A 22,565-nucleotide genomic window follows, 5' to 3' on the forward strand; every position below is an offset into this window, starting at 1 on the left:
TAGCAAATCTAATCAGCCACAGACAAACTTTAGACTAAAATTGAGAGCCAACTTACGAACTACACGACAACATCGAACAACCTACTTTATTCCTCGCCCAATCAGGACGTTTCTTTGCATAATCTTCAAATTCTGGTTGTTCATCGTAAGGATGACGTAACAATTTCTGCAGGCGATGAATTTCACTATAGTCGCCTTGCTGGGCAGCATCGATGGCCTGTTGCGATAGGTAGTTTCGCAGAACATATTTAGGATTAACGCGATTCATTTGGCTGACTCTTAACTCATCAGTGCGATTTTCTTTAGAAACTCGATTTTTCCATTTAACAAGCCAAGCGGACATTTGTGATAAATAAGTGTCACTCAACTCATCTTGCTCATAATAGGCGCTGTGCAGTGTCGGGAGCCATGTAGATGAATCACTTAAGTCATGTGATAAATCTAACTGAGCAAGCTTGCGATAGAATATACTCATATCAGTTTCAACCAAGCTAAGTATCGCTTCAAGAGATTCAAACAGCGTTAAATCTTCAGCCTCTTGATAGCTTTCTAATCCCAGTTTTTGTGCCATCATCTCGCGCCAACCAAGCTGATAATCATCAGCAAACTGATTTAACAGTGCTTCAAGGGGCTGTGCCTCTTCCACCAACGGGTAAATCGCGTTAGCGAGTTGGAATAAATTCCACTGCGCAATCTCACCTTGGGTGCCAAAACGATAGCGTTTATGTTGTCTATCGGTCGTATTGGGGGTGAAGTTAACATCAAAATCATCTATCCAGCCATAAGGGCCATAATCGATAGTTTCACCGACAATCGACATATTATCGGTATTCATTACCCCATGCACGAAACCAACTCGCTGCCAGCCAATGACCATTTTGCAGGTACGTTGACATACTTCTTCAAACCAACGTAAATAGGTTTCCTTTTCGATGGCTTCATCTTGCGACGATTCTCGTTTCTCAAGTAGATGGGGAAAATCAGCAGCGATGGTGTGATCGGCTAATGCCTTTAACAGTTCAGTATCTTGCCTAAAAGCGGGAAGTTGAAAGTGACCAAAGCGGGTAAATGATGACGATACTCGGCACACCACAGCACCTGGCTCTAACGCTGCATTACCGTTATACATTATGTCACGCATGACGTCTTCACCCGTCAAACTCAGCGATAAGGCTTTGGTGGTTGCTATACCTAGATGCTCCATCGCTTGGCTACATAAAAACTCACGTACTGAGCTACGTAATACCGCTAAACCATCACCGCTGCGAGAATATGGCGTAATACCCGCTCCTTTGAGTTGTAAAATACGATGCTCGCCTTCTGGCGTTACCAACTCGCCCAAGTTGATGGCACGACCATCACCAAGTTGTCCAGCCCAGTTCCCAAACTGATGCCCACCATAATTCATTGCATAAGGGGCCATGCCGTCTAAAATCGCATTCCCTGCAACTACGTCGCTAAATAGCGGGTCGCTGAGATCGTTATCTTCAAATCCGAGTTCATTAGCAAGTGCTTCATCAATAGCAATAATCTTAGGCGCTGCGACCTTGGTGGGCATGACAAAAGAGTAGGCCGCGTTATATACCTGACGCGTAAACTTTTCTGCTTCTTGATCGGCTGGCAAGTTATTCACAAAACGGTTATCAAAGGTGAATTTCGATTGAAGTAATGGCACGTGATTCTCGATAAATTACAAATTAGTGCCATTAGTATACCTATTAATGTGTGCTGAAAAATCCGTAAAATAATTGGGGATAAAATTTATAAAAAAATTCAATACCCCCTAATTGACTTTATTTTAATCACCCTGCACTATGGATTCATTAATCTATGAAATTATTACCAAAACAATGAAACCATCTATCGCTTTTACATCGCTAATCAATTCATGCTGGCTATCAGTCAGTGTGGTGATGTGTATGTATAAGCGACTTGATTAGTTTCCATAATATTTTATTCAAGCCGCAGCCTACCTACTGCGGCTTAATTTTTGTTTCCACATCAATGCTCCAGACAGTTAGGCTTCGATAACAAAAGGAAGCCACCCATTATGAAAGTACCTATTTGCTATCTCATTGTCATTGCTATTTGGTCGACAACACCGCTGGGCATTGTGTGGAGTAGCGAAAGCGTGTCGCCGACTATGGCAGTTATGTTACGAATGATAATAGCCGCAGTATTAGGCACTGCAATTTTAGTCATTTTTCGCATAAAACTGCCTGTTTCAAACACCGCATTTAGACTCTATGGTTATTCAACGCTCGGCTTGTTTGGCGGAATGACTTGCGGCTATATGGCATCAACTTATGTGACTTCTGGCTTTATGTCGTTGGTATTTGGTTTGTCACCAATTTTTACAGGGTTACTAGCACGCAGAATACTTGATGAGCCAGCCTTTGATAACAGTAAAAAACTGGCGATGATGGTTTGTTTAGCAGGTTTAGCCATTGTCTGCTGGGACAAAATCTCATTAAGCGGTGATAGCTATATAGGTATCTTATTGCTGTTAGTTGCGATGTTCTTTTTTAGCCTCAGCGGTGTATTGGTTAAAAGTGTCAACATTAGTATTCATCCATTGGCGACAACACTCGGCACGTTGTATTTTTCACTGCCATTATTTTTCATCGCTTGGCTGATTACTGATGGGCAGTTAAATGCCCATCAGTGGAGTGTTCGTTCGTTAGCATCCATTGCTTACCTTGGTATCTTTGGTTCATTAATAGGATTGATTGCTTATTTCTTTGTATTGCAACGATTAGCCACCAGCACTGTTGCATTATCAACGTTAATAACGCCCAGCTTTGCCATCGCGTTAGGCGCAATTTTTAACAATGAGCGGATCAGTCATCAGCTGGTTATGGGCGCTTTATTAATTACCCTTGGGTTGGGAATTTACTTTTGGGGTAAACGATTTTCATTGCAACGTATTAAGTTGTAGCGCATCATTCCTAACAATTTACTTGTGTTAGGAATGATTGTGAAAAAACTACTTTTAGCATGCACTTTTTTGCTACTCAATGCATGTGCAACAGATTCAGAAAAACAAGCGACAGAAACAGCTCAAAAGCCTTATGTATTACTTATCTCACTTGATGGTTTTCGTTGGGATTATGTCGAAAAATACAAACCGGAGTTTATCTCAACATTTGCTAAAGAGGGCGCAAGTTTAGCGTCGATGCGCCCTTCTTTTCCGACTAAGACATTTCCGAATCATATCAGTTTAGTTACTGGTTCATATCCACAACATCATGGCATTGTCGCTAACAAGTTTTATGCACCAGATCTCGATAAAACCTATTACATTAAAGATTTTGAAGCCGTTACTAATTCAGACTTTTATTTGCGTAAACCATTGTGGGTAATTGCCGAAGAGCAAAATGTACGCGCCGCGAGTTATTTCTGGCCGAGTTCGGAAGCTGAAATAGCAGGCGTTCGTCCAAGTTTTTATAAAAAGTATGAGCACTCACAACCTCACCAACAACGCATCGATGGGGTTTTAGAATGGTTACAACTCCCAGAAGAGCAACGACCACAACTCATCACAACCTATTTCCACGATATCGATAGTGCAGGCCATGAATTTGGCCAAGATTCACCAGAATTAATCGCCACCATAAAAACGGTCGACGCCGCAATAAAACAGCTGGTTGAAAAAGTACGAACCCTTGATGTTGACGTTAACATTGTGATTGTTTCCGATCACGGCATGGATGACTACCCAGCAGAAAACTATGAATATATTCCAGCGTGGGTTAAGGATGAGTTTAACGTTGCTGCCGCCAATACCATAGTGCATTTGTATCACAATGAAGAAAGTACAATAACAACCGAGCAAGCATTAGCGAATATTCGTCAACAAGCAAAGCATTACCAGTGCCATTTATATCAAGAAGTGCCAGCCAAGTTTAATGCCTCTAAATCACAACGTATGGGTGACATCACCTGCTTTGCTGACAAAGATTGGGCCATTGGCTTTGACGGTCGCACCAGCCATGGCGATCACGGCTGGAGCCAGTTTAATACCACAGATATGGATGCAATATTCTACGCACAAGGCCCTGCTTTTAAGAAAAGCTATCAAATGAGTACAGTCGAGAATGTCAACGTCATGCCGCTATTGGCACACATTCTCGGTGTTAAAATCACCACGCCAATTGATGGCAAACTTGAAAAGATGCAACCGCTTCTTAATTAATTGATGTATGAATTAAGCGCCCTTGGGCGCTTAATGAGTTATTCATTAGGCTGCACATTGGGGTATAGATAATCCTCCGCGATTATATGATCTGACCAGCGATGTCGACTCCAGTCATCGGATTTATCAAATTCCCGTGTACGCCCTTGAAGCTTCTTAACTAATACAATATTTGGCCACGGAGTTGCTCTTCTAAGTCTTTGTTTTCGACAATTATACCAATTGCATTAAGTAAGTGATCTTGTTGTGCGTAGAGAAAATAAGCTAAAACAAGGCGCTCGATTGACTAATAGCTGGCTATTAGGATTGAGAGCAACGCCATTTTAGTTAATTTTAACAAGTACAAGTGGGCAAATATTTAATGCAATTGGTATTAGACGCTCTATTCTTTGCTGTTGAGAGATATCTACAGTTATTTTTCCACCAGTAATCAATACTAGAACTACAGAGGCGACAGCAAAGTATCGAGTGAATTTCATTTTTGAACGACGAGTAAGAGAGTCAGCTATTTTGTACTACACAGCGTCAGGCGGTGATTCTTGTTCTATATTTTTAACGTCATTTACAAGTAAATCTAACAATGCTTGATCATCTTTATCATTGGTCATCAATCATTTTCCTTCATTTGTTCTTGTAGACGTTTCAATGAACCGCTAACAACTGATTTCGAGTAGCTTTCAGACTGGCCTAACATTTCACCTATCTCGTGATGTTTATATTGTTCAACGACAAACAACCATATTACAGCCCGGTGTTCTGCTGAAGTCTCAGAAAAAAGCGGATCCAACAATTGGGTTGAATCTTTTTCTACGTACTCGTCATCGTCGCTACGAAAATCAATTATATATTTTGAGGCTAACTGACTCCGCTTTAGAAAGTTAACGGTGTTGTTAATTGCAATACGTTTAAGCCAAGCTTTAATAGATATTTGAGTTCTAAATTTATCAATCTGAGAAAAGGCATCTAGAAATGAATCATGTAATAAATCATTTGCCAAATCTCTGTTACCACAGATCTTCAAAATTGCAGTATAGACAGTCTTAGAAAACTCCCTATAAAGTAATTCTTGGGCTTTAATATCGCCTTTTTTTCAGGCGCTGCAGCATTAATTCATTCCATTGAGTCAAATTTCAAACTCTCCAAAGTCGTGTCGTTTTATCTATATAACAATTGATGCCATGAAAACGTCGCATTAAATTAAATAAAAGTCGACATTAATTTACAATTCAATTAGATTGAATGCAGCTATTCATTTCCATGGTGAAAAGAATTTATAGGAGTAAATTTGTGTAACAACATGAATTTAGTCCTCTAATTTTTCTGAGGATAACACCATGGCAACATCAACACTTCCTAATATCGTTATTATTGGCGGCGGCGCTGGCGGACTTGAACTGGCCACGCAATTGGGACACAAACTAGGGAAAAAAAACCGAGCAAATATTTTACTGATAGATAAAAATCGTAGTCATATCTGGAAACCACTGTTACATGAAGTGGCGACGGGTTCTCTTGACTCAAATTTAGATGGCGTAGTTTACAGTGCACATGCGGCTAAGCACGGCTATCGATTCCAATTAGGCACTTTTTGCGGCCTCAACTCTGAAACAAAAACCATTACCCTTGCTCCGCAGTTTGAACAACAGCAGCAAATATTACCTGCACGAGACGTAACTTATGATCAGCTTGTCATTGCCATTGGTAGTGTGAGCAACGATTTTAATACCCCGGGTGTCAAAGAGCATTGTTTCTTTCTAGATTCACACAAGCAAGCTGACCGTTTTCACGGTGCCCTGCTCAATGCATTTACGCAAGTTCATCAAAACACACAAGATGCCCAACTAGATATCGCCATTGTTGGCGCAGGCGCGACTGGCGTTGAACTATCGGCAGAGCTTTATCATGTTGCTGATCTTCTAAAAATATATGGTTTGAGCAACATGACAAGCGCCAAACTCAACATCCATTTAATTGAAGCTGGCCCGACAATTTTGCCAGCCCTACCGCCACGTATTAGTCAAAGCGCTAAAGATGAACTTGAAAAACTCGGTGTTAATGTGATGGAAAACACCCGTATTGCTAAGGCAGGCTCTGAGGGCTTTATTACTAGTGAAGAAACACTAATCAACGCCGATTTAATGTTATGGGCCGCTGGCGTAAAAGCGCCAGACTTTATTCGAGCGCTTGCTTGTTTTGAACTTAACCGCGCTAATCAAATTGTTGTAAAGCCGACATTATTAAGCTCAACCAACGACGCTATTTTTGTCATTGGCGATTGCTGTGCATGTGAGTTACCAGACGGAAAGTTTGTCCCTCCACGGGCGCAGTCTGCGCATCAGATGGCCAGCTGCGTTGAGTCTAATCTCATCAATAAACTCAACAATAAACCCTTAGCTAATTATCGCTATGTCGATTATGGTTCGCTCGTTAATTTAAGCCGTTATAGCACCGTGGGCAGCTTAATGGGCAACCTGACTAAACGTTCAATGTTTGTGGAGGGTAAGATTGCACGCATCATGTATATTTCCTTATATCGAATGCATCAACGTGCCATTCACGGCACGCTAAAAACATTCGGCTTATGGTGTGCTGAAAAAATAATGCGTGTTGTTAGACCGCGCATGAAACTTCATTAGTCCGTTGCCAACAACAGCCCAATAGCAGAAACTACTGGGCTTTATTGCGCATCGCGAAGGCTATAATACCAATTGCATTAAATATTTGCCCACTTGTACTTGTTAAAATTAACTAAAATGGCGTTGCTCTAAATCCTAATAGCCAGCTATTAGTCAATCGAGCGCCTTGTTTTAGCTAATTTTCTCTACGCACAACAAGATCACTTACTTAATGTAATTGGTATAATTCGCTTTAATATCGTATATACGATCGCCAATTTTTATAGACTTATAGACCCTTGGCACCGCATTAATACCATTTTCCTCAAGCTCTTTAACTAATTTATCGTAGTCATGATATGAATGAGCGGCGTTCGATAAACTGCCAACCATTGCCCACTGATAATTGGTGCGCTCGTTACGATCAATCACGCTCACCATCGGTCCTGCGCCCATCAAGATAATAGCTTCCAAAACATCATCATTATCCAAATTAATGGCGATGACGTAACATGCTTTTTCTTGGCAAACTTGCTGCCTAAAATCGCCCGTTTTTATTAAGTCCGTTAATACAACGTCATCAATGTGTTGCTCTGTTAACCAGTTAAAGTGAATAGGTTTTGCCAGCATGTTCGCCTTTTTATGTCGCCAGTCATAGCGGCTTTCCGATAATTTTATCGCCTCGATAAAACGGGTGATGTCATTCATTGCTGGATGCTGCTCAGTGCGAATAAATTCTTCCAGTGCCGTTTTTCCTCGCTCCCCTAATTCAAAGTGCAGCAACTCATATTCAAAATCTTGCGGTGTCACCTGTTGGCTTGCCAACCGATTGAGCTGACTATTAATCGTTAAATTAACGGGGTTAAACAACGGGTTATGGGTCAACACTATCAACACCAATACACTCCAAGTAATAGTGACATTGACGCGCCGCAACCAATTAAAATTAGTGCTTGCAACCACAATTAACCCGATGTAAGCCAGTGAATATATCGACATGGTCAACACCAATAATGCCAAATAACTTCGTGGCACGGTCCAGCCGTATTGGTCGATACGTAAGAATGTTGAATAAGCAGCAATGGCGGTTAGTGCGGTGAGGGCGGCAATGTTGATATAAATGGCAATGCGCAATATAAGTTTTTGAGGCAAGGCTAATGATTGTGCAGCTGACTTTTCTGGCAGACTTGCGCCATTAATCAATAAGATATTAAGAAATACCAAGGTCAAAATCAGCGGCGTCGCGACACCTGTATCCCATACTCGTTCAATGCCTGTTACCGCTACGCTTGCCACAAAACTCAGGGTTAATAATGCAACCAGAGGTAACAATAGTCCGCACATTTTAAGCAGCAATCGTTTCAGGTTATCGATAATGCTCAATTGATTCTGCGCCGTATAAATACCAGTTCCAAATACCATCCCAAGTACTGGCCAGGCAAACCATTTACTCGTAAACAAGGTTTTAAAGAAGCTAATATTAATGACCTCAAATAACTCCCACCAAAGAGCGAGTACCAGCCAAACTACGCCAGCACATAACCACCCAAAGGCGACTAAAATGCCGTTGCACCACGCATTTGAAAATAGCTGATGATAACTTCCACAGAACCAGCTATTAAACGTTGTAGCCCCTTCAGATGACAGCTGAATAAAGGGTAAAATAAAATAAGCACCTAAGGCGTAAATAAGAAACCAGATGCCATAAAAATCGTCATCTAACCCTGATAAAAATTGATATCCCAACACCCACATTAGCGCATTAAAGCCAACAAGCATTACCCACGATTGCAACTGGGTTGAAAATTTTAGCAAGTGTAGTTTTGGTGTTAACTGAATGAAAAGTAACGTAATACTGAGGCTAAACGTGACGGTATATAACAAGACATCTTCAATTACCACGGTCTTAAAATGAGAATATGCCTTATCATTGTCTTCAAGAAACGCAAAAACGGCAATCACGAGGCCTTGCAACAATCCGACTAGCGTGTGGAAATTCATGAAATTTTTCATAATCGATTCCATAATCATCTGGGTATTGTCATAGCATACTCAATTAATCAAAATGCACAATTAAGCGATGAAATTAGCGGCATCAAAATGGCATACGTTCACCGTGTTACAAAAAAGATTACTTAATTCATGCAACTGGTATAATGACGCCACTGTTTTACAAGATACTATTTCAATGGCCTATTTTCCTATTTCTCAACACCCGAAAGCGTGGGCTTTTCAGCACGAAAATGTCCCTATTGCTGAAGACGATCTAAAAAAAATAAAACCAATGGAAGCACAACGTGCAACTACATTTTGGAATACTTTTGTCAGCAAGCAAGTGGATCATCCTGATTTTTTTAAGAAAGGAGACTGGCCGTTCAATCCTAATACTTGGTGTGAACAAGGCAAATGGGAAGTTCAGTGGGATAGCGACCACGAAGCGTTGCCCGAGCTCATTCTCGAACACCTAAGTTGGCCCAGCAACACCGTTGTCTATTACTGTAATGACCGTAAACAAGTTATTGAAACGACGTGGGATGTCTTTCAGCGCACTTGGAAAAACTTCTTATTTATGGACGACGGTCCGCTGTTGATTGGTAAAAAACGCGATCAAGTCGTGCAGTTTATGTCTAATGGTACATTTCGTATCGGCAACAAGAGTGCTATCTAACTAAGCCCTGCTGGATTAAGTTGTCAGTTGTTTATTGTATAACTTTAGGAATCAACGGCTTAAATAATTTCACATTTTACAGCACTTTTTTCTTATGTACCGATAGATAAACAACTATTAGAATTGAATGTCACCCTATTATTAAGGAGCGTTTGATGAACTTTTCAATTAATCAAACTTCGTCACTTAGTTTTATCGAACAAGCGCAAAAAAAGCGTGAAGAGCAGACGGAAAAACTCGCTTCGGGACTAAAAATTAATCAAGCGGCAGATGATGCTGCTGGTTTGCAGATTTCCAATCGTCTAACATCACAAATCAATGGTTTAAATCAACAAGCTGTTAACTCACGCGATCAAATTAATCTTAATGATGTAGCTTCAGCGCAGTTATCATCGATTACAAACAGTCTGCAACGTGCTAACGAATTAGCTGTTCAATCAGGCAGTCCATTGTCTGACAACTCTGCGATTCAAGGAGAGTTAGATCAAATATCAGGTGAAATTAACGCGGTAGCTGGTCAAGCACTGGGTAATGATAGTTTTATTTCAGGTCTTGACGCTGGTGACACAGCTGGTTCTCTCGCCGCAATTGAAACGGCATTAGCAAGTGTTGGTGAGCAAGCATCTAGCTTAGGCGCGCAATCAAATGGCTTAGAAAGCCAAATCAGTACCTATGAAGTTACAAGCACCAATAGCAGTGCTGCCCGTTCTCGTATTCGTGATACTGATTTTGCACAAGCCACTGGCGAGCAACAAAAGAATGATATTTTGCTGCAAGCCTCATTAAGTATTCAAAAAACAGAAGAAGAACGTAAGGGACTCTTATTCAATCAAATGGTTTAGTGCTTTTGTTCTGAACTTGTTGGATAGCCAAACAATGCCTTATACCTAGCGCGCCACGATGTGGCGCGTTTTGTTTGTTTAAACAAATGAATCCACTGATGAAAGCTAATCTTAATCGGATTATCACTATTTAGCTGACCGACAATGCCAAATTCACAAGGTACTTGTTCATCCTCTTCAACATATGTCCCAAACAATTTATCCCAGATAATTAACACACCAGCATAATTGCGATCGATATATTTCCCATTGATAGCATGATGCACACGATGATGAGACGGCGTGTTAAAGAGCTTTTCTATTAAGCCAAGCTTGCCAACAATCTTGGTATGAACAAAAAACTGGAAGGCTAAGTTTAAGGCAACTACCGCAAATACAACCTTTGGATCGTAACCAATCACGATCATCGGCGTCCAAAACACCCACATGCCGGCGATTGGATACATCAAAGACTGCCTAAACGCCGTTGAATAATTCATATGCGTCGAGCTGTGATGAGCGACATGCGCCGCCCACATCCAATGAATGTTATGAGAAGCTCGATGAAACCAATAATATAAAAAATCTTGTAACACAAAGGCGACAAACATGGTGGCAAAAGAGACTTCAACATCCCACAAACGATACTCATAAAGCACATAAAACCACGGCATTAATATAGCTAATGCAATAGCATCAGTACCCTGATGTAATAGCGCCAATACGGTATTTGCTGCCGAATCTTTTAATTTATAGTTTTCGCGATATTTAAAGAATTCATAGCCAATAAACAGCCAAAAAATTGGGCTAATCGCTAGAAGAATTAATGCTACGTCCATTAAGGTGCTCCGCTAGTTTTGTAAGCCCTTGGCTCATGTCTTGATTAATTATTTTTTTAACGATAAAGCTCGGTTGCCACCATAGAGCCTGACAAGTGATGAGATAATTGATTTTGCAACCATCATTACTATCGATAATATGAATGCTGCCATAATGATTTCTTACTGGCTTATTGCCAATGATTCGATAATGTATACAACGCTGTGTAACAGCAATAACCTCTTCACAAAACTTCTCACCGCGCATGGTGATTTCGCGAATTAGCCCCACACCAGTGCTACAGGTTGCAGGTTGTTTAACACTAAACGAGCCATTAAAAAATCGCCCCAATTGCTCATGGTCTAACAACGCACTATGCACATCATCGGCACTGGCATTAATAGATTTTGTTAATGAAATAGTGAGCATAAATCAACCAATATTGAAAGAATAATAACCATAAAGATTATTGAATTTATGCTTGGCAAACTTGCCGTCTTGTGACAAGATTTTTGTCTTTAGACGACAACTCATCAACAAAACTAAAACTAACGATGAAAAACTCTACTTCAATAAGCTATTTCAGCGGCGTTTTAACCTTTCTTGAACAGCAAGGTGTTAATCGCGAGGATGCGCTCAATGCGATTAATTTTACTGAGTTTGATAGCTACGACGACTCGCAACGTGTTTCATTGTCGCACTACTCTGATTTACTGGATTACGGTAAAGTGGCTTGCGACAATCCGCTATTTGGCTGCTACTTAGGAACGGATATCCACAGTGCTGACTATGGTGTTTTAGGCTTCCTAATAGAATCGTGTGAAAACCTAGGCAATGCTATTAACGATTTATTAAAATTTGATCGCATCGTTGCCAACATTGGAAATTGTGTATTTAGCCATAATTTAGAGCAAGCGAGTATTGCTTGGACACCTCATAATCAGTGTAGTGAGCAAGTCGTGTTAAGAAACATGGCAGCTTGGTGTACCACTACCACGCAACTCATCGGTTATACATTACCCCCGACAAGCGTCAGCTTTGTTCATTGCTACCCAAAAGAATTGCTAGTCAAGCTGAGTAAACTATTCAATTGCCCTGTTTATGGCGGTGCCAAAGTCAATAAAATCGATTTTCCGTTTGAGTTTCTTAATCTCGAATTTCGCAACGACAATCCACAAATTCACCAAGCACTTATGGCGCTTTCTCAAGAACAATTGAGCAAGCTCAATGACAATGACCTCGCAAAAAATAGAGTCGCTGACCTGCTTAGTACCAAAATAGATTTGAATAACTGCACGCTCATTCGTTTTGCCGCAGCGCTTCATTTATCACCACGAACACTGCAACGACAGCTCAAAGCAGAACAACAACAATTCGGTGAGTTATTAGATAGCGAACGCCAACGCCGCGTCATCGCGCTCATAGGAAAGATGCCACTGGGAGATTTATCGCAGCAATTGGGGTTTAATGAACAAAGCTCATTGAATCGCGCCTTTAAAAGATGGTTTAACTGCACACCAAAGCAATATCTCGTAAAACAGGACGCAGGAAAACGAGCCGCACTATGAATATTTCATCATCACTCCTATTTTTATTTAGCGCATTGGGTGCCTTCAATGGGTTATTAATATCTGGCTATTTGATGTTTAACAAACCACGTACCGCTAAAAATATCTTCCTCTCGTTATTATTACTCATGATTAGCGTGCGGATCATCAAATCAGTTTTCTTCTTTTTTATACCAATTGCATTAAGTAAGTGATCTTGTTGTGCGTAGAGAAAATCAGCTAAAACAAGGCGCTCGATTGACTAATAGCTGGCTATTAGGATTGAGAGCAACGCCATTTTAGTTAATTTTAACAAGTACAAGTGGGCAAATATTTAATGCAATTGGTATCTAATGTTTTTTGTTTTACGCCGAAGAGAACATGCTAAAACAGCAGAAAAATACAGTGATAAAGAAATAGAAGATGAACAAGCGAATATTCATATTTTGCAATTAGAAACATTGATTACTCAGCATCAATTATTCCAAGAGCAGGGCTAACTATCACAAAGGTAGCAAAGAGAATGGGGTGTCGAGTCCCTATTTATCACAGCTGCTCAACGATAATATGAAAGTGACATTCACTCATTTCATTAACGAATACCGCATTGAACTTGCGAAAGAAATGCTACAAACAAATACTAAAAAAGTTGATGATATCGCTGATGAATGTGGCTTTAATTCAACTTCGACATTCTACGCTGTATTTAAAAAGCATGTTCAGATGACACCATCTGCTTTCAGAAAAAATGCACTATAGAAAAAATATATACACGACTGGTACAACACCGCCCGCAATAACTAGCCAGCCACGCCGAAAGCGCCACGGACTGTATTTCCCTTTCACCATGAATAATGCAGACAATGAAAGAAAAATAAGTAATCCGGCATAAAGATCAGAGAATGCAATCCAGCCGTTTTGGGCTTCGTTCAAATGCAGGCGATTAAACTGTTTAAACACGTGACGAGGCCTAACATGTTCAAAAACACCTTGTTGCTGAGTAAAACTGTAGGTTAACGTGCCGCCCTCTTCAAAGAACACCTTATAGATCTGTGGCGACTCCCAATAAGTAGCACGGATCCCTTCGTCGATATCAAAATTCGATAGCAAAGTAGCATTTAGCACATCGTCTGACATCGCATTGTCTAACGTCAACATTTTCGCTTGACGATCAACAATATAGTTAGGATTCCAATGGCGTAAATGATTTAACGCGATACCGGAAATTGCAAAGACCAATGTTAGGCCGATGCAAAAATATCCGATATCACGATGTAATTCTCGATTGAGACGAAACCAGTTAATTCCCTGCTTTCTAGTCAAGAATTTTCACCCCAGTTGGCGATACTTGATACAGTGACATACCTGAGGTTACTGACGCTAAATCAAAAGTTTTTCCAGCGCGTTTAGCCAATGATGCTTTGTAACGTTGAGTTTGTTCTAAATTCAACTTAATTTCTTTTAAGTAACCGGTCGCTAGTGCTTGGCGCCCTTTCGCACTCATTGGAAATACCATATCGCCGTCACGTACTTTAATACGTAATTTTTCAAAACGCGCGTCAGACGCTAAGTTCATCCAACAACCACGCTTTTGGCATACACCAACAATGGTTCCTGCAACTGTAACCTTCTTATCAACGTAGTTTTGCGGTGATGCTAACAACGCTGAAATCTTCATTGTATCTTTTGCATCTACGGCTTCACCGAAGGTTAACGCCTTTGCATTAACTGTCGATACGAATACAAGGGCCAATAAAACAGTGGCTAATAATGTGCGCATGAAACTCTCCGTTCATCTATTTATTTCCAGAACGAGTTTGTAACATGTTATGAGGCATCTTTAAAGTCACGCCCAAATATAAATGGTAATTATTTGTGTTTAATCAATTTTCAATATTATTTTAAAATTTCAAAGGTCGCTATTTCTTTAGAAGTCATCCAATGAATCTCACTTGCGGGTGCCGCATTTAAGGTATACCAATAAAATGACGTAGGGATTCCGATTTCTCTATAATACTCAATATATTTATCGTGTTCTTGGTGTGTTTTAGGGTATTCCAACGCTTCTTTTTCTCCATCACTCCAAGAGTGAACACCTAATTTAGCACCAGCCTCTATAGAACGGCTGACACCCGCCAAAAACATATCCGTGCCGCCTGAAGCAACCATGCCGTCAGCAGGAATATGAGTCGCAACACCGTGTGCTCTAATTTCACGAAACGCTAGCAAATTAATTTCATCATCCATCGAACCAGGAACATTGACCATGACAATGTGTTTAACTTGAGGGTGACGTTTAAATAGCTCTTTAATATCAATTAATGTATTACCGTAAATAACACCATTCATATACACGGTGTCGCTGTTGATATTACCGTCTTTAAAAGTCAATCGAGCGCCTTGTTTTAGCTGATTTTCTCTACGCACAACAAGATCACTTACTTAATGCAATTGGTATCATATGGTGCTCAACAATAAACTTAAACACCCATAAACATAAAAGCCCCTGTAATTTTCATCACAAGGGCTTCATATACGCTTTTCTATTCTAGATTATAACTTGTAGCTAAAGCCTAGTAAGAATGTACGACCGTATTGCTGGTAATCACGTACTTGCAGTGCGTTATCGCCACTTAATGAAGTAAATGGTTCATCAGTTAAGTTTTGACCTTGTAGGAAAATTGATAAACCCTCTAGGCTCTCAACACCGGCATCACCGAAGTTATAACCGATTTGCGCATCAACGATGGTTTCACCGCGGATATCAACTTGGCTAGTGTCAAAACCAATACCGTAAACATCGCCTTTAAAGTCACTACGCTTACGCATACTTACACGAGATTCGAAACCAGATTTTTCGTAGTAAAGCGTAAACGATTGAATGCGCTCTGAAAATCCTGGTAATTCGTAGTCGTTGTCATTGTGATCTTTAATATCAGATGACACACTTGTGTGGCTAGCAATGATACCTAAGCCATCTAAGCTGTCGCTAAGCATGTTAAACGGGAATGTAACAGAAAACTCGTAACCATTCAGTGAACCGCCACCACCGTTTATTTTACCTGAACCAGTTGCAGTAGAACGGTCAGCAGGAGGCACGATTCCAGTTGTAGGGTCAGCAACACCAGTCATATCCTGTTCAAAGGTATCGTTAAAGATCCAGCTACTTAAATCTTTGTAGAAGTAGGCAACTGAGAAATAACCTTCAGGGCTAAAATAGTTTTCATATGTTAAGTCGTAACCAACGGCTTCTTTAGGATCTAGCTGAGTATTACCGCCACTTATTGACCAAAAGTTTCCATTTTGATCAGGTTGGTTTGTTGTGTTGTAGTTCGCTTCAGAAGATGCATTCATATCATTCATTCGAGCGCGGGAAATAGTTTTCGCCGCACCAAAACGTAGGTTTTGGTCATCATCCAGCTTTAACGATAAGTTCAAGCTTGGTAATACATGACTGTAAGAATGTTCTGCATATGTCGATGAAGTTACAATCTCTCCATTGACTTTATTTCCAGCTGCACCATTTGACGACTGTTTAGTACGAACATAACGAACACCAACGTTGCCGGTTAACGGCATGTCATTAATCTCAGCATTGATATCTGCTTTAACAAACGCCGACGTAATTTTCTCTTCTACGTTCCAAGATTTAGTAACATGAGACACTTCAGTCAAGCTTTGCGCAGTCAAAGAATAGTACCCATCGTCGATTAGACCGCGAGTATCATAAGCAATCATGTCGCCCATACCTATGAAATCTAACGATACGCTACCTTCACGATACTGCTCTGGAACCACTAATGTGCCAGGGAACGCATTAAGCGTCATGTAGTAGCCTTCAGAATTTTTGTTCTTTTCACGGCTGCGATGTGAAATACCATAAGTGATATCTGATACAATTTCTGAATCAATTTGTTGCGTTGCTGCTAATTTCAAAGATGTTAATTCATCATCAATTTCAGGTGCGTTAATGAAACCATCTTGAGCTGTATTCGCTTGCGGGGTATCTTTAATGCCGTACTTATTATTCAGCGCCTCGCTTCCTCCCCAAGAAAGTGGCCCCCCCAATTGAATAAGATCGTAATCGCTATAATCTAATTCGTGGGTAAATTTGGCTCCTGTGTTTCCACCGTCGAAGCTATAACCAATATTGTCTGCAACTCCAGCATTATCACCACGACCTGTACCAGCGTATGTTTCAACACTCCAAATTTTACGTTTTACTCTTGAATAACTTACGTCAGCATCAATTGCCCATGTCTCATTTAACGTCCAATTTGTATTAAAACCAAGCGATAATAAATCCGCTTCACGTTCTTCAACATCGTTACGAACAACGACACGTTGACCTTTAGTCACAGCGCTTGTTACAAAACCACTCGCTTCATCGACTGTTGCAGTCGCAGCGTCAATAGAACCTTGGCCCCATGCAAATGGCACCTCGATACCACGTAGTATTTTTGTATCTAAGAAATCAACGTAAAGTGCATCAAATGTCATGTGAAGGTCGTCATTTGGCGAAGCTTCAATCACTAACATGGTTGAATCACGATCTAATGTCGATGAACGAACAAATGGCTTAGCACCACCTAGAATAGAGAACTGTTTACCGCCAACTTCAAACTCTGGGTAACCCCAAGCGTTCCAACGGTTTTCTTGGTTTGGAGAGCTCATCATTGAATGAGCAAATGCTACACCAATGGTATCATCAGCAAACTTGTCTACGTATGAGAAAGTGCCACGAAAACCTGTTTTATCGCCGTCTGGATTTAGTTTATCTAAACCAGTTTGCTCCATTTGACCGTTAAATTGAATAACGCGCTCATCAACAGATAATGGCTTGATCGTTTGCAGATCAATAACACCAGCAATACCTTCACCTTCTAGTGATGAATCAGGTGTTTTATAAACAGTTACACCGCTCATAATTTCAGATGGGTATAAATCAAATTCAACGCCGCGGTTATCACCAATAGAGACTTGCTCACGACCGTTAAATGTTGTGCTTGATTCATTTTCACCGAAACCACGAATAGTTACACGGCTAGCACGACCGTCAAGACGTTGTGCAGAAAGGCCCGGTAGGCGTGCGATAGATTCTGCGATAGAAGAGTCTGGAAGTTTACCGATATCTTCAGCTGATAGTGCTTCAACAACACTAGAAGAATAACGTTTAGTATTTAATGATTGAATAACACTGCGGCGAAAGCCAGTTACTTCAATTTTTTCAATTGCTTTTTTGGTTGCTTCGGCGGCTTGTTGCTTCGCATCTTTTTTCTCAGCATCGGCGGCGTGAACAGTTCCCACTAATCCTGCTGATATTAATGCAAGCGTTACCAAACTTGGCTTAAACTTCGACATACTTAGACTCCACTTTTTTGATTTTTATTCTACTTATATAGGACAAACATTAATGTGACTTAGCTTGTCTTAATAAAAGTTGTATTTGCTTTTGTAGTTTGAAGCGATACTACTCCCCTACTTGATTAACAAACAACCTTATGCATACGTATTCAAAGCCTATCCGCTACATTTTGTTAACATAAAAAGCTAAAAAACAAACACTGCACAGGGCAAAATCCAACATAAACCACTGAATTTAAATAATTATACCAATTGCATTAAGTAAGTGATCTTGTTGTGCGTAGAGAAAATCAGCTAAAACAAGGCGCTCGATTGACTAATAGCTGGCTATTAGGATTGAGAGCAACGCCATTTTAGTTAATTTTAACAAGTACAAGTGGGCAAATATTTAATGCAATTAATGGTATTATATTTTTGATGTAAAAAAGTGTGAATTATCCCGTGTTATGCATACGTATGCAGTAGTATTGAACCTTTTAGTGAACCTAACGTATTCTGCTTGCAACTTAAATTGGCACGCTCTCAATAAGAATTTAGCCAATAAATAGCATGCACATATTTAAGTGCATCGAAATAATTGAGGTTGATATGCAGCATACCCCTTGGTGGCAAGGCGCCGTTACTTATCAGGTGTACCCACGTAGTTTCATGGATTCGAATAACGATGGCGTTGGAGATTTAAAAGGAATTATTGATCGCTTCGATTATATCGAGTCATTGGGCGTTGATGGAGTTTGGGTATCGCCATTTTTCAAATCACCTATGAAAGACTTTGGTTATGACATCAGTGATTATCGCGATGTGGACCCACTTTTTGGTTCACTCGATGATTTTACCCCTTTAATTGCCCGTGCTAAACAATCTGATATTAAAATCATTATTGATCAGGTTCTTAGTCATACGTCTGATCAACACGCATGGTTTGAAGAGTCACGCCAAGATAAAACTAATCCAAAAGCTGATTGGTACAGGGCTAGCGCATTTTACTCCCCCGACTCCAGCAGGGTTGAGCGATAATCATCGTCTAATCCTGCCATTTTATTTTTTCTCGCCATGCTTGCTGATTTCGTTGTATCTAGCTTAAATAGTTTACTTAATGGAATTAAGTAGCCATTTAATTGCTGGCTGTGCTTTTTACAACTATAAAGTTAGTGAAATTAGCTGAACAGATCTTGAGAAGGCATAAAATAATTCACTCACGCTGTTTGACCGTGATTTCTATTCGACTGGCTTATTCCATTGAAAAATCGACGCTGCATAAAGTGATTAGAACGCTGGGCCTGCAAGATGCCATTGTGCGTATTAACTCGAGTGCACGCTCCCTGATATACAGGTTTGGATTGCCAAAGCAGCTAGAGGTTAGGCTTCTCAGTCTGAAAATCAAAGCCAATTCACTTAATTTTTTACCACGCTTTTACCTTAGCAGTATGTTGCCGGCTGACTAAGGCGTCTGGCGCGTGGTCATAATTAAAGGCTAACTTTCCTTCTCGTCCCACTTTGGTAAAACGCATCATCTGAGATTTATTGACCCAAAAAGAGCGATGTGTTCGCCAATCCGTGTAATCCTCATTCAATTCTGCTAGCTCGCTAATGGCATCTTTTAGGTTATAAAGAATGAGGGTTTCGCGTTGTGTTGTAACAACATTTAAATAGTGCAACTCTGCTTTTAAATACAGCAAATCATCAATACTGGTTAGTCCACATAAATTAAAAAAGTGTGGGGTAGTCGCGATGACTGACTCATCGTTTATTTCGTTTTCTATTTTTGGAAAGGAGGCTAAAGGTTGAGTCGGGGTTTGCGATGAAGGAATATCACTTTTTATCACGCCTAATGTCCAAGGCAGATTAATGACCACCCAACAAAGGACTGCTGGTGGTGCCATATTCATCCATTCTCGCAATAGTGCGTTTAGGGTGAATGTGTCGTCAGCTAAAATGAGGACATCAAGCATTAAAGAAACAGGCGTGAAAAAACAGGAGGTAATAAGCGCAGAAACAACGAGCTTTTTCCAAGAGGTAATTTGGCCCAACTTTCCAATCAAAAGGTGATGAGATAGAACAAAAAAGGCCATTGTTATTTGTGTCTGAATTTGCCATACAACCATGGTAAAAAACAGATTATCGAAGTTTTCGCTGTTGTCCATTAGTGCAAAAAGCAGCCCAAAGGTGAATGCTAAAAATATAAAATATCGGGTAGGCCTAATAGCGCCTAGTAAAACTTGCCCATTCATACAATAAACTGCCTATTTGTTCAAAACCAATGGATTGTAAAGCCTAATTTCAAATTTTTCACGTATTGTTTTGCTCAATTTAACGAAAAAATGAGTAACACAATGAAACTAAATTTTTCTCTTTCTTGTGGTTGTTTAGCCATGATGAGTGCCATGAACCTAGCTGCACAAGAAACACCTAGTGTAGATAGTAAACTGGAAACCATTACCGTGGTGGCTCCTAAAAGCAACAGCATTAAAATAAGCTCTCAACAATTGGTTACCTTGCCCGGCACAGGCAATGATCCCATTAAAGGATTAGAGGCCTTACCGGGGGTTATTTTGGCAACGCCTAATAGCGGTGGTCCAATTTCAGAGCCCGCTATTCGTGGCAGTTCAAGAAACGATAATCTGTATTTAACCGATGGCCTCGACATGGGATATATCTTTCATAACGATGGATTAAGTGTTTACAATCCGCTGCTAATTGAAAGTTTCGAATTGAAAACCGGGGCATGGTCTGCGCAATACAACAATGCAAATGGCGGAGTTATAATGACAACATTACGTGACGCTAACGGCGATGCGCCGCAGAATGTGGTGGATTTAGGTATTTATCGCAGTGGCTTTTTGCTAGAAAGAGCGGTAGGAGATGATGCGGCTTTTTATGTCTCTTTTAGAGAAAGTTTAGTGCATACCTATATCGATAACTTTATAGAAGATGAAGACTTTTCGTTCTCTGTGCCGCCTAGAAATCGAGATTATCAAGCAAAATATAATTGGTTTATCAACGACACCGACAAATTGACACTCAGTGCTAGTGGCGCAAAGGATTATATTGAAATTGCATTTGACGAAGACGGCAGAGACATTGCAAAAAATCCCGATCTTGCCTCTGGAGAAGCATTCCAAGAATATTATCATAGCCAAGCTATTGATTGGCAGCGCGCTTTTGACGATGTTGAGTGGCGAATCAACTTAAACCATTTGCAAACTAACCAGCAGTCACGGGAAGGCGATGTGTATTCGTGGAACGCCGATATTACCGAATGGATATTAAAAAGTGATAATGTTTTTTCTGGTGAAAATTTTGATGCGCAGTTTGGATTTGAATTGTCTAATACAGAAGTTGACTCACGTAGTAGTGGGCGATTACTTCCATGTAACACTGAGTTTGAAATGTGTCCTGCAAGTTATTTTAGTGATACGTTTTCCACTCAACATGAACTCGATATTCAACAATACACGGCGTACATCAATACGGTTGGGCAACTCAGCGACTCATTTTCTTACGAATTAGGCTTTTCCGCCATTGGATCAGATTTAAATGACGAGAACTATATCGAACCAAGAACGTCACTCAATTGGCAACTGTCAGATGAGCAATCAGTCCGTGTTGCCTATGGCAAGCATCATACTTGGATCGATGATTATCGACTGTTGTCACCGATATCAGGTAATGCATCAATGAAAGCAAGCCGCTCGGAGCATTACACATTAAATTACACCCACTCTTTTGGCTCATTTTGGCAAGCGCGTTTTGAAACCTATTATAAAACGTTTGATGGTTTAGTCGTTGCCAACCCTAATGCGCAAAAACGCCTGCCTGATCAAACGATAGGCGCAAATGTTCCACAATATCTAGATGTGGCAACAGGTAAAGCCTACGGGGCTGAATTATTAATTAATAAGTCGTTTAACGATAACTGGTTAGGTTGGTTTAGCATCGCTTATAGTAAAACGGATCGCAAAAATCCGTTAACGAACCAAACATTCAACAGTGAGTTTGATTTGCCATGGGTGGCTAACATGGTGGTTGATTATACCTTTAATGAACGATGGAGCTTGGGCGCTAAATGGCGTTTTCAAAGCGGACGACGATACACAGACGTGGTATCTGCTCAGCCTTATTATGATGACAATACTAATAAGCCTTTATTTTACATACCGCAATATGAAGCATTTAATGCCTCTTCTGTGAAAAATTATCATCGACTGGACCTTCGATTAGATTACAACACGACATGGCTTGGTAAAGACACCAACTTTTACTTTGAAGTGCTCAATGTTTATGGTTCGCGCACCATCCAAGAGTTTGAATACACACCTGACTATTCCAGTTATGAAAAAGACTATCAGTTTCCTGATATGCCTTTGCCAAGCGTTGGTGTCACTATTACTTTTTAAAGCTAAACCAACAGAGCGTAAGTGCAATAACAAACCGTTATTGCACTTAATTGGCTAGCTTATATACGGGCTCAAATTGAGGTGCTACCTCTGGCCTCTGATGTTTTCGCACCTTCATGAATTTTCTGTTTAACAGGTT

General features: G+C 40.3%; 19 protein-coding genes and 1 pseudogene. 10 read left to right on the plus strand and 10 right to left on the minus strand.

Features of this window, described 5'->3' with window-relative positions; translation table 11 throughout:
* Positions 1-52: 52 nt before the first annotated feature.
* Positions 53-1,687, minus strand: a complete 1,635-nt coding sequence (locus tag ACMAZF_RS17505; RefSeq protein WP_435277274.1) for a protein adenylyltransferase SelO — start codon at positions 1,685-1,687, stop codon at positions 53-55.
* Between the two features lie 363 nt (positions 1,688-2,050).
* Between ACMAZF_RS17505 and ACMAZF_RS17510 the strand changes: the two genes are divergently transcribed.
* Positions 2,051-2,938, plus strand: coding sequence for a DMT family transporter (locus ACMAZF_RS17510; RefSeq protein WP_435275012.1), 888 nt, complete (start codon positions 2,051-2,053; stop codon positions 2,936-2,938).
* 39 nt (positions 2,939-2,977) lie between these two features.
* On the plus strand, positions 2,978-4,195 hold the full coding sequence (locus tag ACMAZF_RS17515) for an ectonucleotide pyrophosphatase/phosphodiesterase (RefSeq protein WP_435275013.1): 1,218 nt from the start codon (positions 2,978-2,980) through the stop codon (positions 4,193-4,195).
* A 607-nt stretch (positions 4,196-4,802) separates the two neighbouring features.
* Here the strand turns inward: ACMAZF_RS17515 and ACMAZF_RS17520 are convergent.
* Entirely contained in the window at positions 4,803-5,273 is a 471-nt protein-coding gene (locus ACMAZF_RS17520) for an RNA polymerase sigma factor (protein WP_435277275.1), read from the minus strand.
* Between the two features lie 256 nt (positions 5,274-5,529).
* Here ACMAZF_RS17520 and ACMAZF_RS17525 point away from each other — a divergent pair, with 256 nt between their 5' ends.
* Positions 5,530-6,831, plus strand: coding sequence for an NAD(P)/FAD-dependent oxidoreductase (locus ACMAZF_RS17525; RefSeq protein WP_435275014.1), 1,302 nt, complete (start codon positions 5,530-5,532; stop codon positions 6,829-6,831).
* A gap of 204 nt (positions 6,832-7,035) precedes the next feature.
* Here ACMAZF_RS17525 and ACMAZF_RS17530 read toward each other — a convergent pair whose 3' ends face one another.
* Positions 7,036-8,823 (minus strand): hypothetical protein, encoded by a 1,788-nt coding sequence (locus tag ACMAZF_RS17530; RefSeq protein WP_435275015.1) that lies wholly within the window; start codon positions 8,821-8,823, stop codon positions 7,036-7,038.
* Between the two features lie 103 nt (positions 8,824-8,926).
* Between ACMAZF_RS17530 and ACMAZF_RS17535 the strand changes: the two genes are divergently transcribed.
* A complete protein-coding gene (locus tag ACMAZF_RS17535; RefSeq protein ID WP_435275016.1) occupies positions 8,927-9,478 on the plus strand; it encodes a DUF2947 domain-containing protein in 552 nt (183 codons plus the stop codon).
* A 155-nt stretch (positions 9,479-9,633) separates the two neighbouring features.
* On the plus strand, positions 9,634-10,320 hold the full coding sequence (locus ACMAZF_RS17540) for a flagellin (protein ID WP_435275017.1): 687 nt from the start codon (positions 9,634-9,636) through the stop codon (positions 10,318-10,320).
* On the opposite strand, the gene ACMAZF_RS17545 is transcribed toward ACMAZF_RS17540, so the two are convergent.
* Together ACMAZF_RS17545 and ACMAZF_RS17550 are read right to left on the minus strand one after the other, a co-directional pair.
* Positions 10,317-11,138 carry a sterol desaturase family protein gene (locus tag ACMAZF_RS17545; RefSeq protein WP_435275018.1) on the minus strand — a complete coding sequence of 274 codons (822 nt, stop codon included), beginning with the start codon at positions 11,136-11,138 and terminating at the stop codon, positions 10,317-10,319. The genes ACMAZF_RS17540 and ACMAZF_RS17545 overlap by 4 nt on opposite strands.
* Complete coding sequence (locus ACMAZF_RS17550) at positions 11,107-11,547, minus strand: SRPBCC family protein (RefSeq protein WP_435275019.1); 441 nt, start codon at positions 11,545-11,547, stop codon at positions 11,107-11,109. Before ACMAZF_RS17550 ends, ACMAZF_RS17545 begins: the two co-directional genes overlap by 32 nt.
* A 125-nt stretch (positions 11,548-11,672) precedes the next feature.
* Here ACMAZF_RS17550 and ACMAZF_RS17555 point away from each other — a divergent pair, with 125 nt between their 5' ends.
* The 3 genes from ACMAZF_RS17555 to ACMAZF_RS17565 all read left to right on the plus strand — a co-directional run bounded on the left by ACMAZF_RS17555 (position 11,673) and on the right by ACMAZF_RS17565 (position 13,424).
* Positions 11,673-12,686: an AraC family transcriptional regulator ligand-binding domain-containing protein gene (locus tag ACMAZF_RS17555; RefSeq protein ID WP_435275020.1), complete on the plus strand. Its 1,014-nt coding sequence runs from the start codon at positions 11,673-11,675 to the stop codon at positions 12,684-12,686.
* 332 nt (positions 12,687-13,018) lie between these two features.
* The gene (locus ACMAZF_RS17560; RefSeq protein WP_435275021.1) at positions 13,019-13,165 is read left to right on the plus strand and encodes a hypothetical protein; all 147 of its coding nucleotides are present in this window, start codon (positions 13,019-13,021) and stop codon (positions 13,163-13,165) included.
* A gap of 28 nt (positions 13,166-13,193) precedes the next feature.
* Positions 13,194-13,424 carry a helix-turn-helix domain-containing protein gene (locus tag ACMAZF_RS17565; protein WP_435275022.1) on the plus strand — a complete coding sequence of 77 codons (231 nt, stop codon included), beginning with the start codon at positions 13,194-13,196 and terminating at the stop codon, positions 13,422-13,424.
* Here the strand turns inward: ACMAZF_RS17565 and ACMAZF_RS17570 are convergent.
* The 4 genes from ACMAZF_RS17570 to ACMAZF_RS17585 all read right to left on the minus strand — a co-directional run bounded on the left by ACMAZF_RS17570 (position 13,419) and on the right by ACMAZF_RS17585 (position 18,026).
* Entirely contained in the window at positions 13,419-13,988 is a 570-nt protein-coding gene (locus ACMAZF_RS17570; RefSeq protein WP_435275023.1) for a PepSY-associated TM helix domain-containing protein, read from the minus strand. The genes ACMAZF_RS17565 and ACMAZF_RS17570 overlap by 6 nt on opposite strands.
* On the minus strand, positions 13,981-14,445 hold the full coding sequence (locus ACMAZF_RS17575) for a DUF4920 domain-containing protein (RefSeq protein ID WP_435275024.1): 465 nt from the start codon (positions 14,443-14,445) through the stop codon (positions 13,981-13,983). The genes ACMAZF_RS17570 and ACMAZF_RS17575 overlap by 8 nt, the downstream gene beginning before the upstream one ends.
* Positions 14,446-14,561: 116 nt before the next feature.
* On the minus strand, positions 14,562-15,092 hold the full coding sequence (locus ACMAZF_RS17580; RefSeq protein ID WP_435275025.1) for a hypothetical protein: 531 nt from the start codon (positions 15,090-15,092) through the stop codon (positions 14,562-14,564).
* Positions 15,093-15,218: 126 nt separating this feature from the next.
* Entirely contained in the window at positions 15,219-18,026 is a 2,808-nt protein-coding gene (locus ACMAZF_RS17585) for a TonB-dependent receptor (RefSeq protein ID WP_435275026.1), read from the minus strand.
* Positions 18,027-18,617: 591 nt separating this feature from the next.
* On the opposite strand from ACMAZF_RS17585, the pseudogene ACMAZF_RS17590 reads away from it, so the two are divergent.
* Positions 18,618-18,998: pseudogene (locus tag ACMAZF_RS17590) on the plus strand (alpha-amylase family glycosyl hydrolase); the annotation flags it as partial.
* A gap of 434 nt (positions 18,999-19,432) precedes the next feature.
* Here the strand turns inward: ACMAZF_RS17590 and ACMAZF_RS17595 are convergent.
* The gene (locus ACMAZF_RS17595; RefSeq protein WP_435275027.1) at positions 19,433-20,260 is read right to left on the minus strand and encodes a LytTR family DNA-binding domain-containing protein; all 828 of its coding nucleotides are present in this window, start codon (positions 20,258-20,260) and stop codon (positions 19,433-19,435) included.
* A 102-nt stretch (positions 20,261-20,362) separates the two neighbouring features.
* Between ACMAZF_RS17595 and ACMAZF_RS17600 the strand changes: the two genes are divergently transcribed.
* On the plus strand, positions 20,363-22,426 hold the full coding sequence (locus ACMAZF_RS17600; protein WP_435275028.1) for a TonB-dependent receptor plug domain-containing protein: 2,064 nt from the start codon (positions 20,363-20,365) through the stop codon (positions 22,424-22,426).
* The last annotated feature ends 139 nt before the right edge of the window (positions 22,427-22,565 follow it).

It is taken from the genome of Psychrobium sp. nBUS_13, from assembly GCF_051201665.1.
GTDB lineage: Bacteria > Pseudomonadota > Gammaproteobacteria > Enterobacterales > Psychrobiaceae > Psychrobium.

What these genes read in the sequence shown, in the direction of transcription:
- ACMAZF_RS17540 (WP_435275017.1), top strand. Translation starts at nt 9,634, where the DNA reads ATGAACTTTTCAATTAATCAAACTTCGTCACTTAGTTTTATCGAACAA.
- ACMAZF_RS17575 (WP_435275024.1), bottom strand. Translation starts at nt 14,445, where the DNA reads ATGCGCACATTATTAGCCACTGTTTTATTGGCCCTTGTATTCGTATCG.
- ACMAZF_RS17600 (WP_435275028.1), top strand. Translation starts at nt 20,363, where the DNA reads ATGAAACTAAATTTTTCTCTTTCTTGTGGTTGTTTAGCCATGATGAGT.
- ACMAZF_RS17530 (WP_435275015.1), bottom strand. Translation starts at nt 8,823, where the DNA reads ATGAAAAATTTCATGAATTTCCACACGCTAGTCGGATTGTTGCAAGGC.
- ACMAZF_RS17550 (WP_435275019.1), bottom strand. Translation starts at nt 11,547, where the DNA reads ATGCTCACTATTTCATTAACAAAATCTATTAATGCCAGTGCCGATGAT.
- ACMAZF_RS17595 (WP_435275027.1), bottom strand. Translation starts at nt 20,260, where the DNA reads ATGAATGGGCAAGTTTTACTAGGCGCTATTAGGCCTACCCGATATTTT.
- ACMAZF_RS17545 (WP_435275018.1), bottom strand. Translation starts at nt 11,138, where the DNA reads ATGGACGTAGCATTAATTCTTCTAGCGATTAGCCCAATTTTTTGGCTG.
- ACMAZF_RS17585 (WP_435275026.1), bottom strand. Translation starts at nt 18,026, where the DNA reads ATGTCGAAGTTTAAGCCAAGTTTGGTAACGCTTGCATTAATATCAGCA.
- ACMAZF_RS17560 (WP_435275021.1), top strand. Translation starts at nt 13,019, where the DNA reads ATGTTTTTTGTTTTACGCCGAAGAGAACATGCTAAAACAGCAGAAAAA.
- ACMAZF_RS17525 (WP_435275014.1), top strand. Translation starts at nt 5,530, where the DNA reads ATGGCAACATCAACACTTCCTAATATCGTTATTATTGGCGGCGGCGCT.
- ACMAZF_RS17555 (WP_435275020.1), top strand. Translation starts at nt 11,673, where the DNA reads ATGAAAAACTCTACTTCAATAAGCTATTTCAGCGGCGTTTTAACCTTT.
- ACMAZF_RS17510 (WP_435275012.1), top strand. Translation starts at nt 2,051, where the DNA reads ATGAAAGTACCTATTTGCTATCTCATTGTCATTGCTATTTGGTCGACA.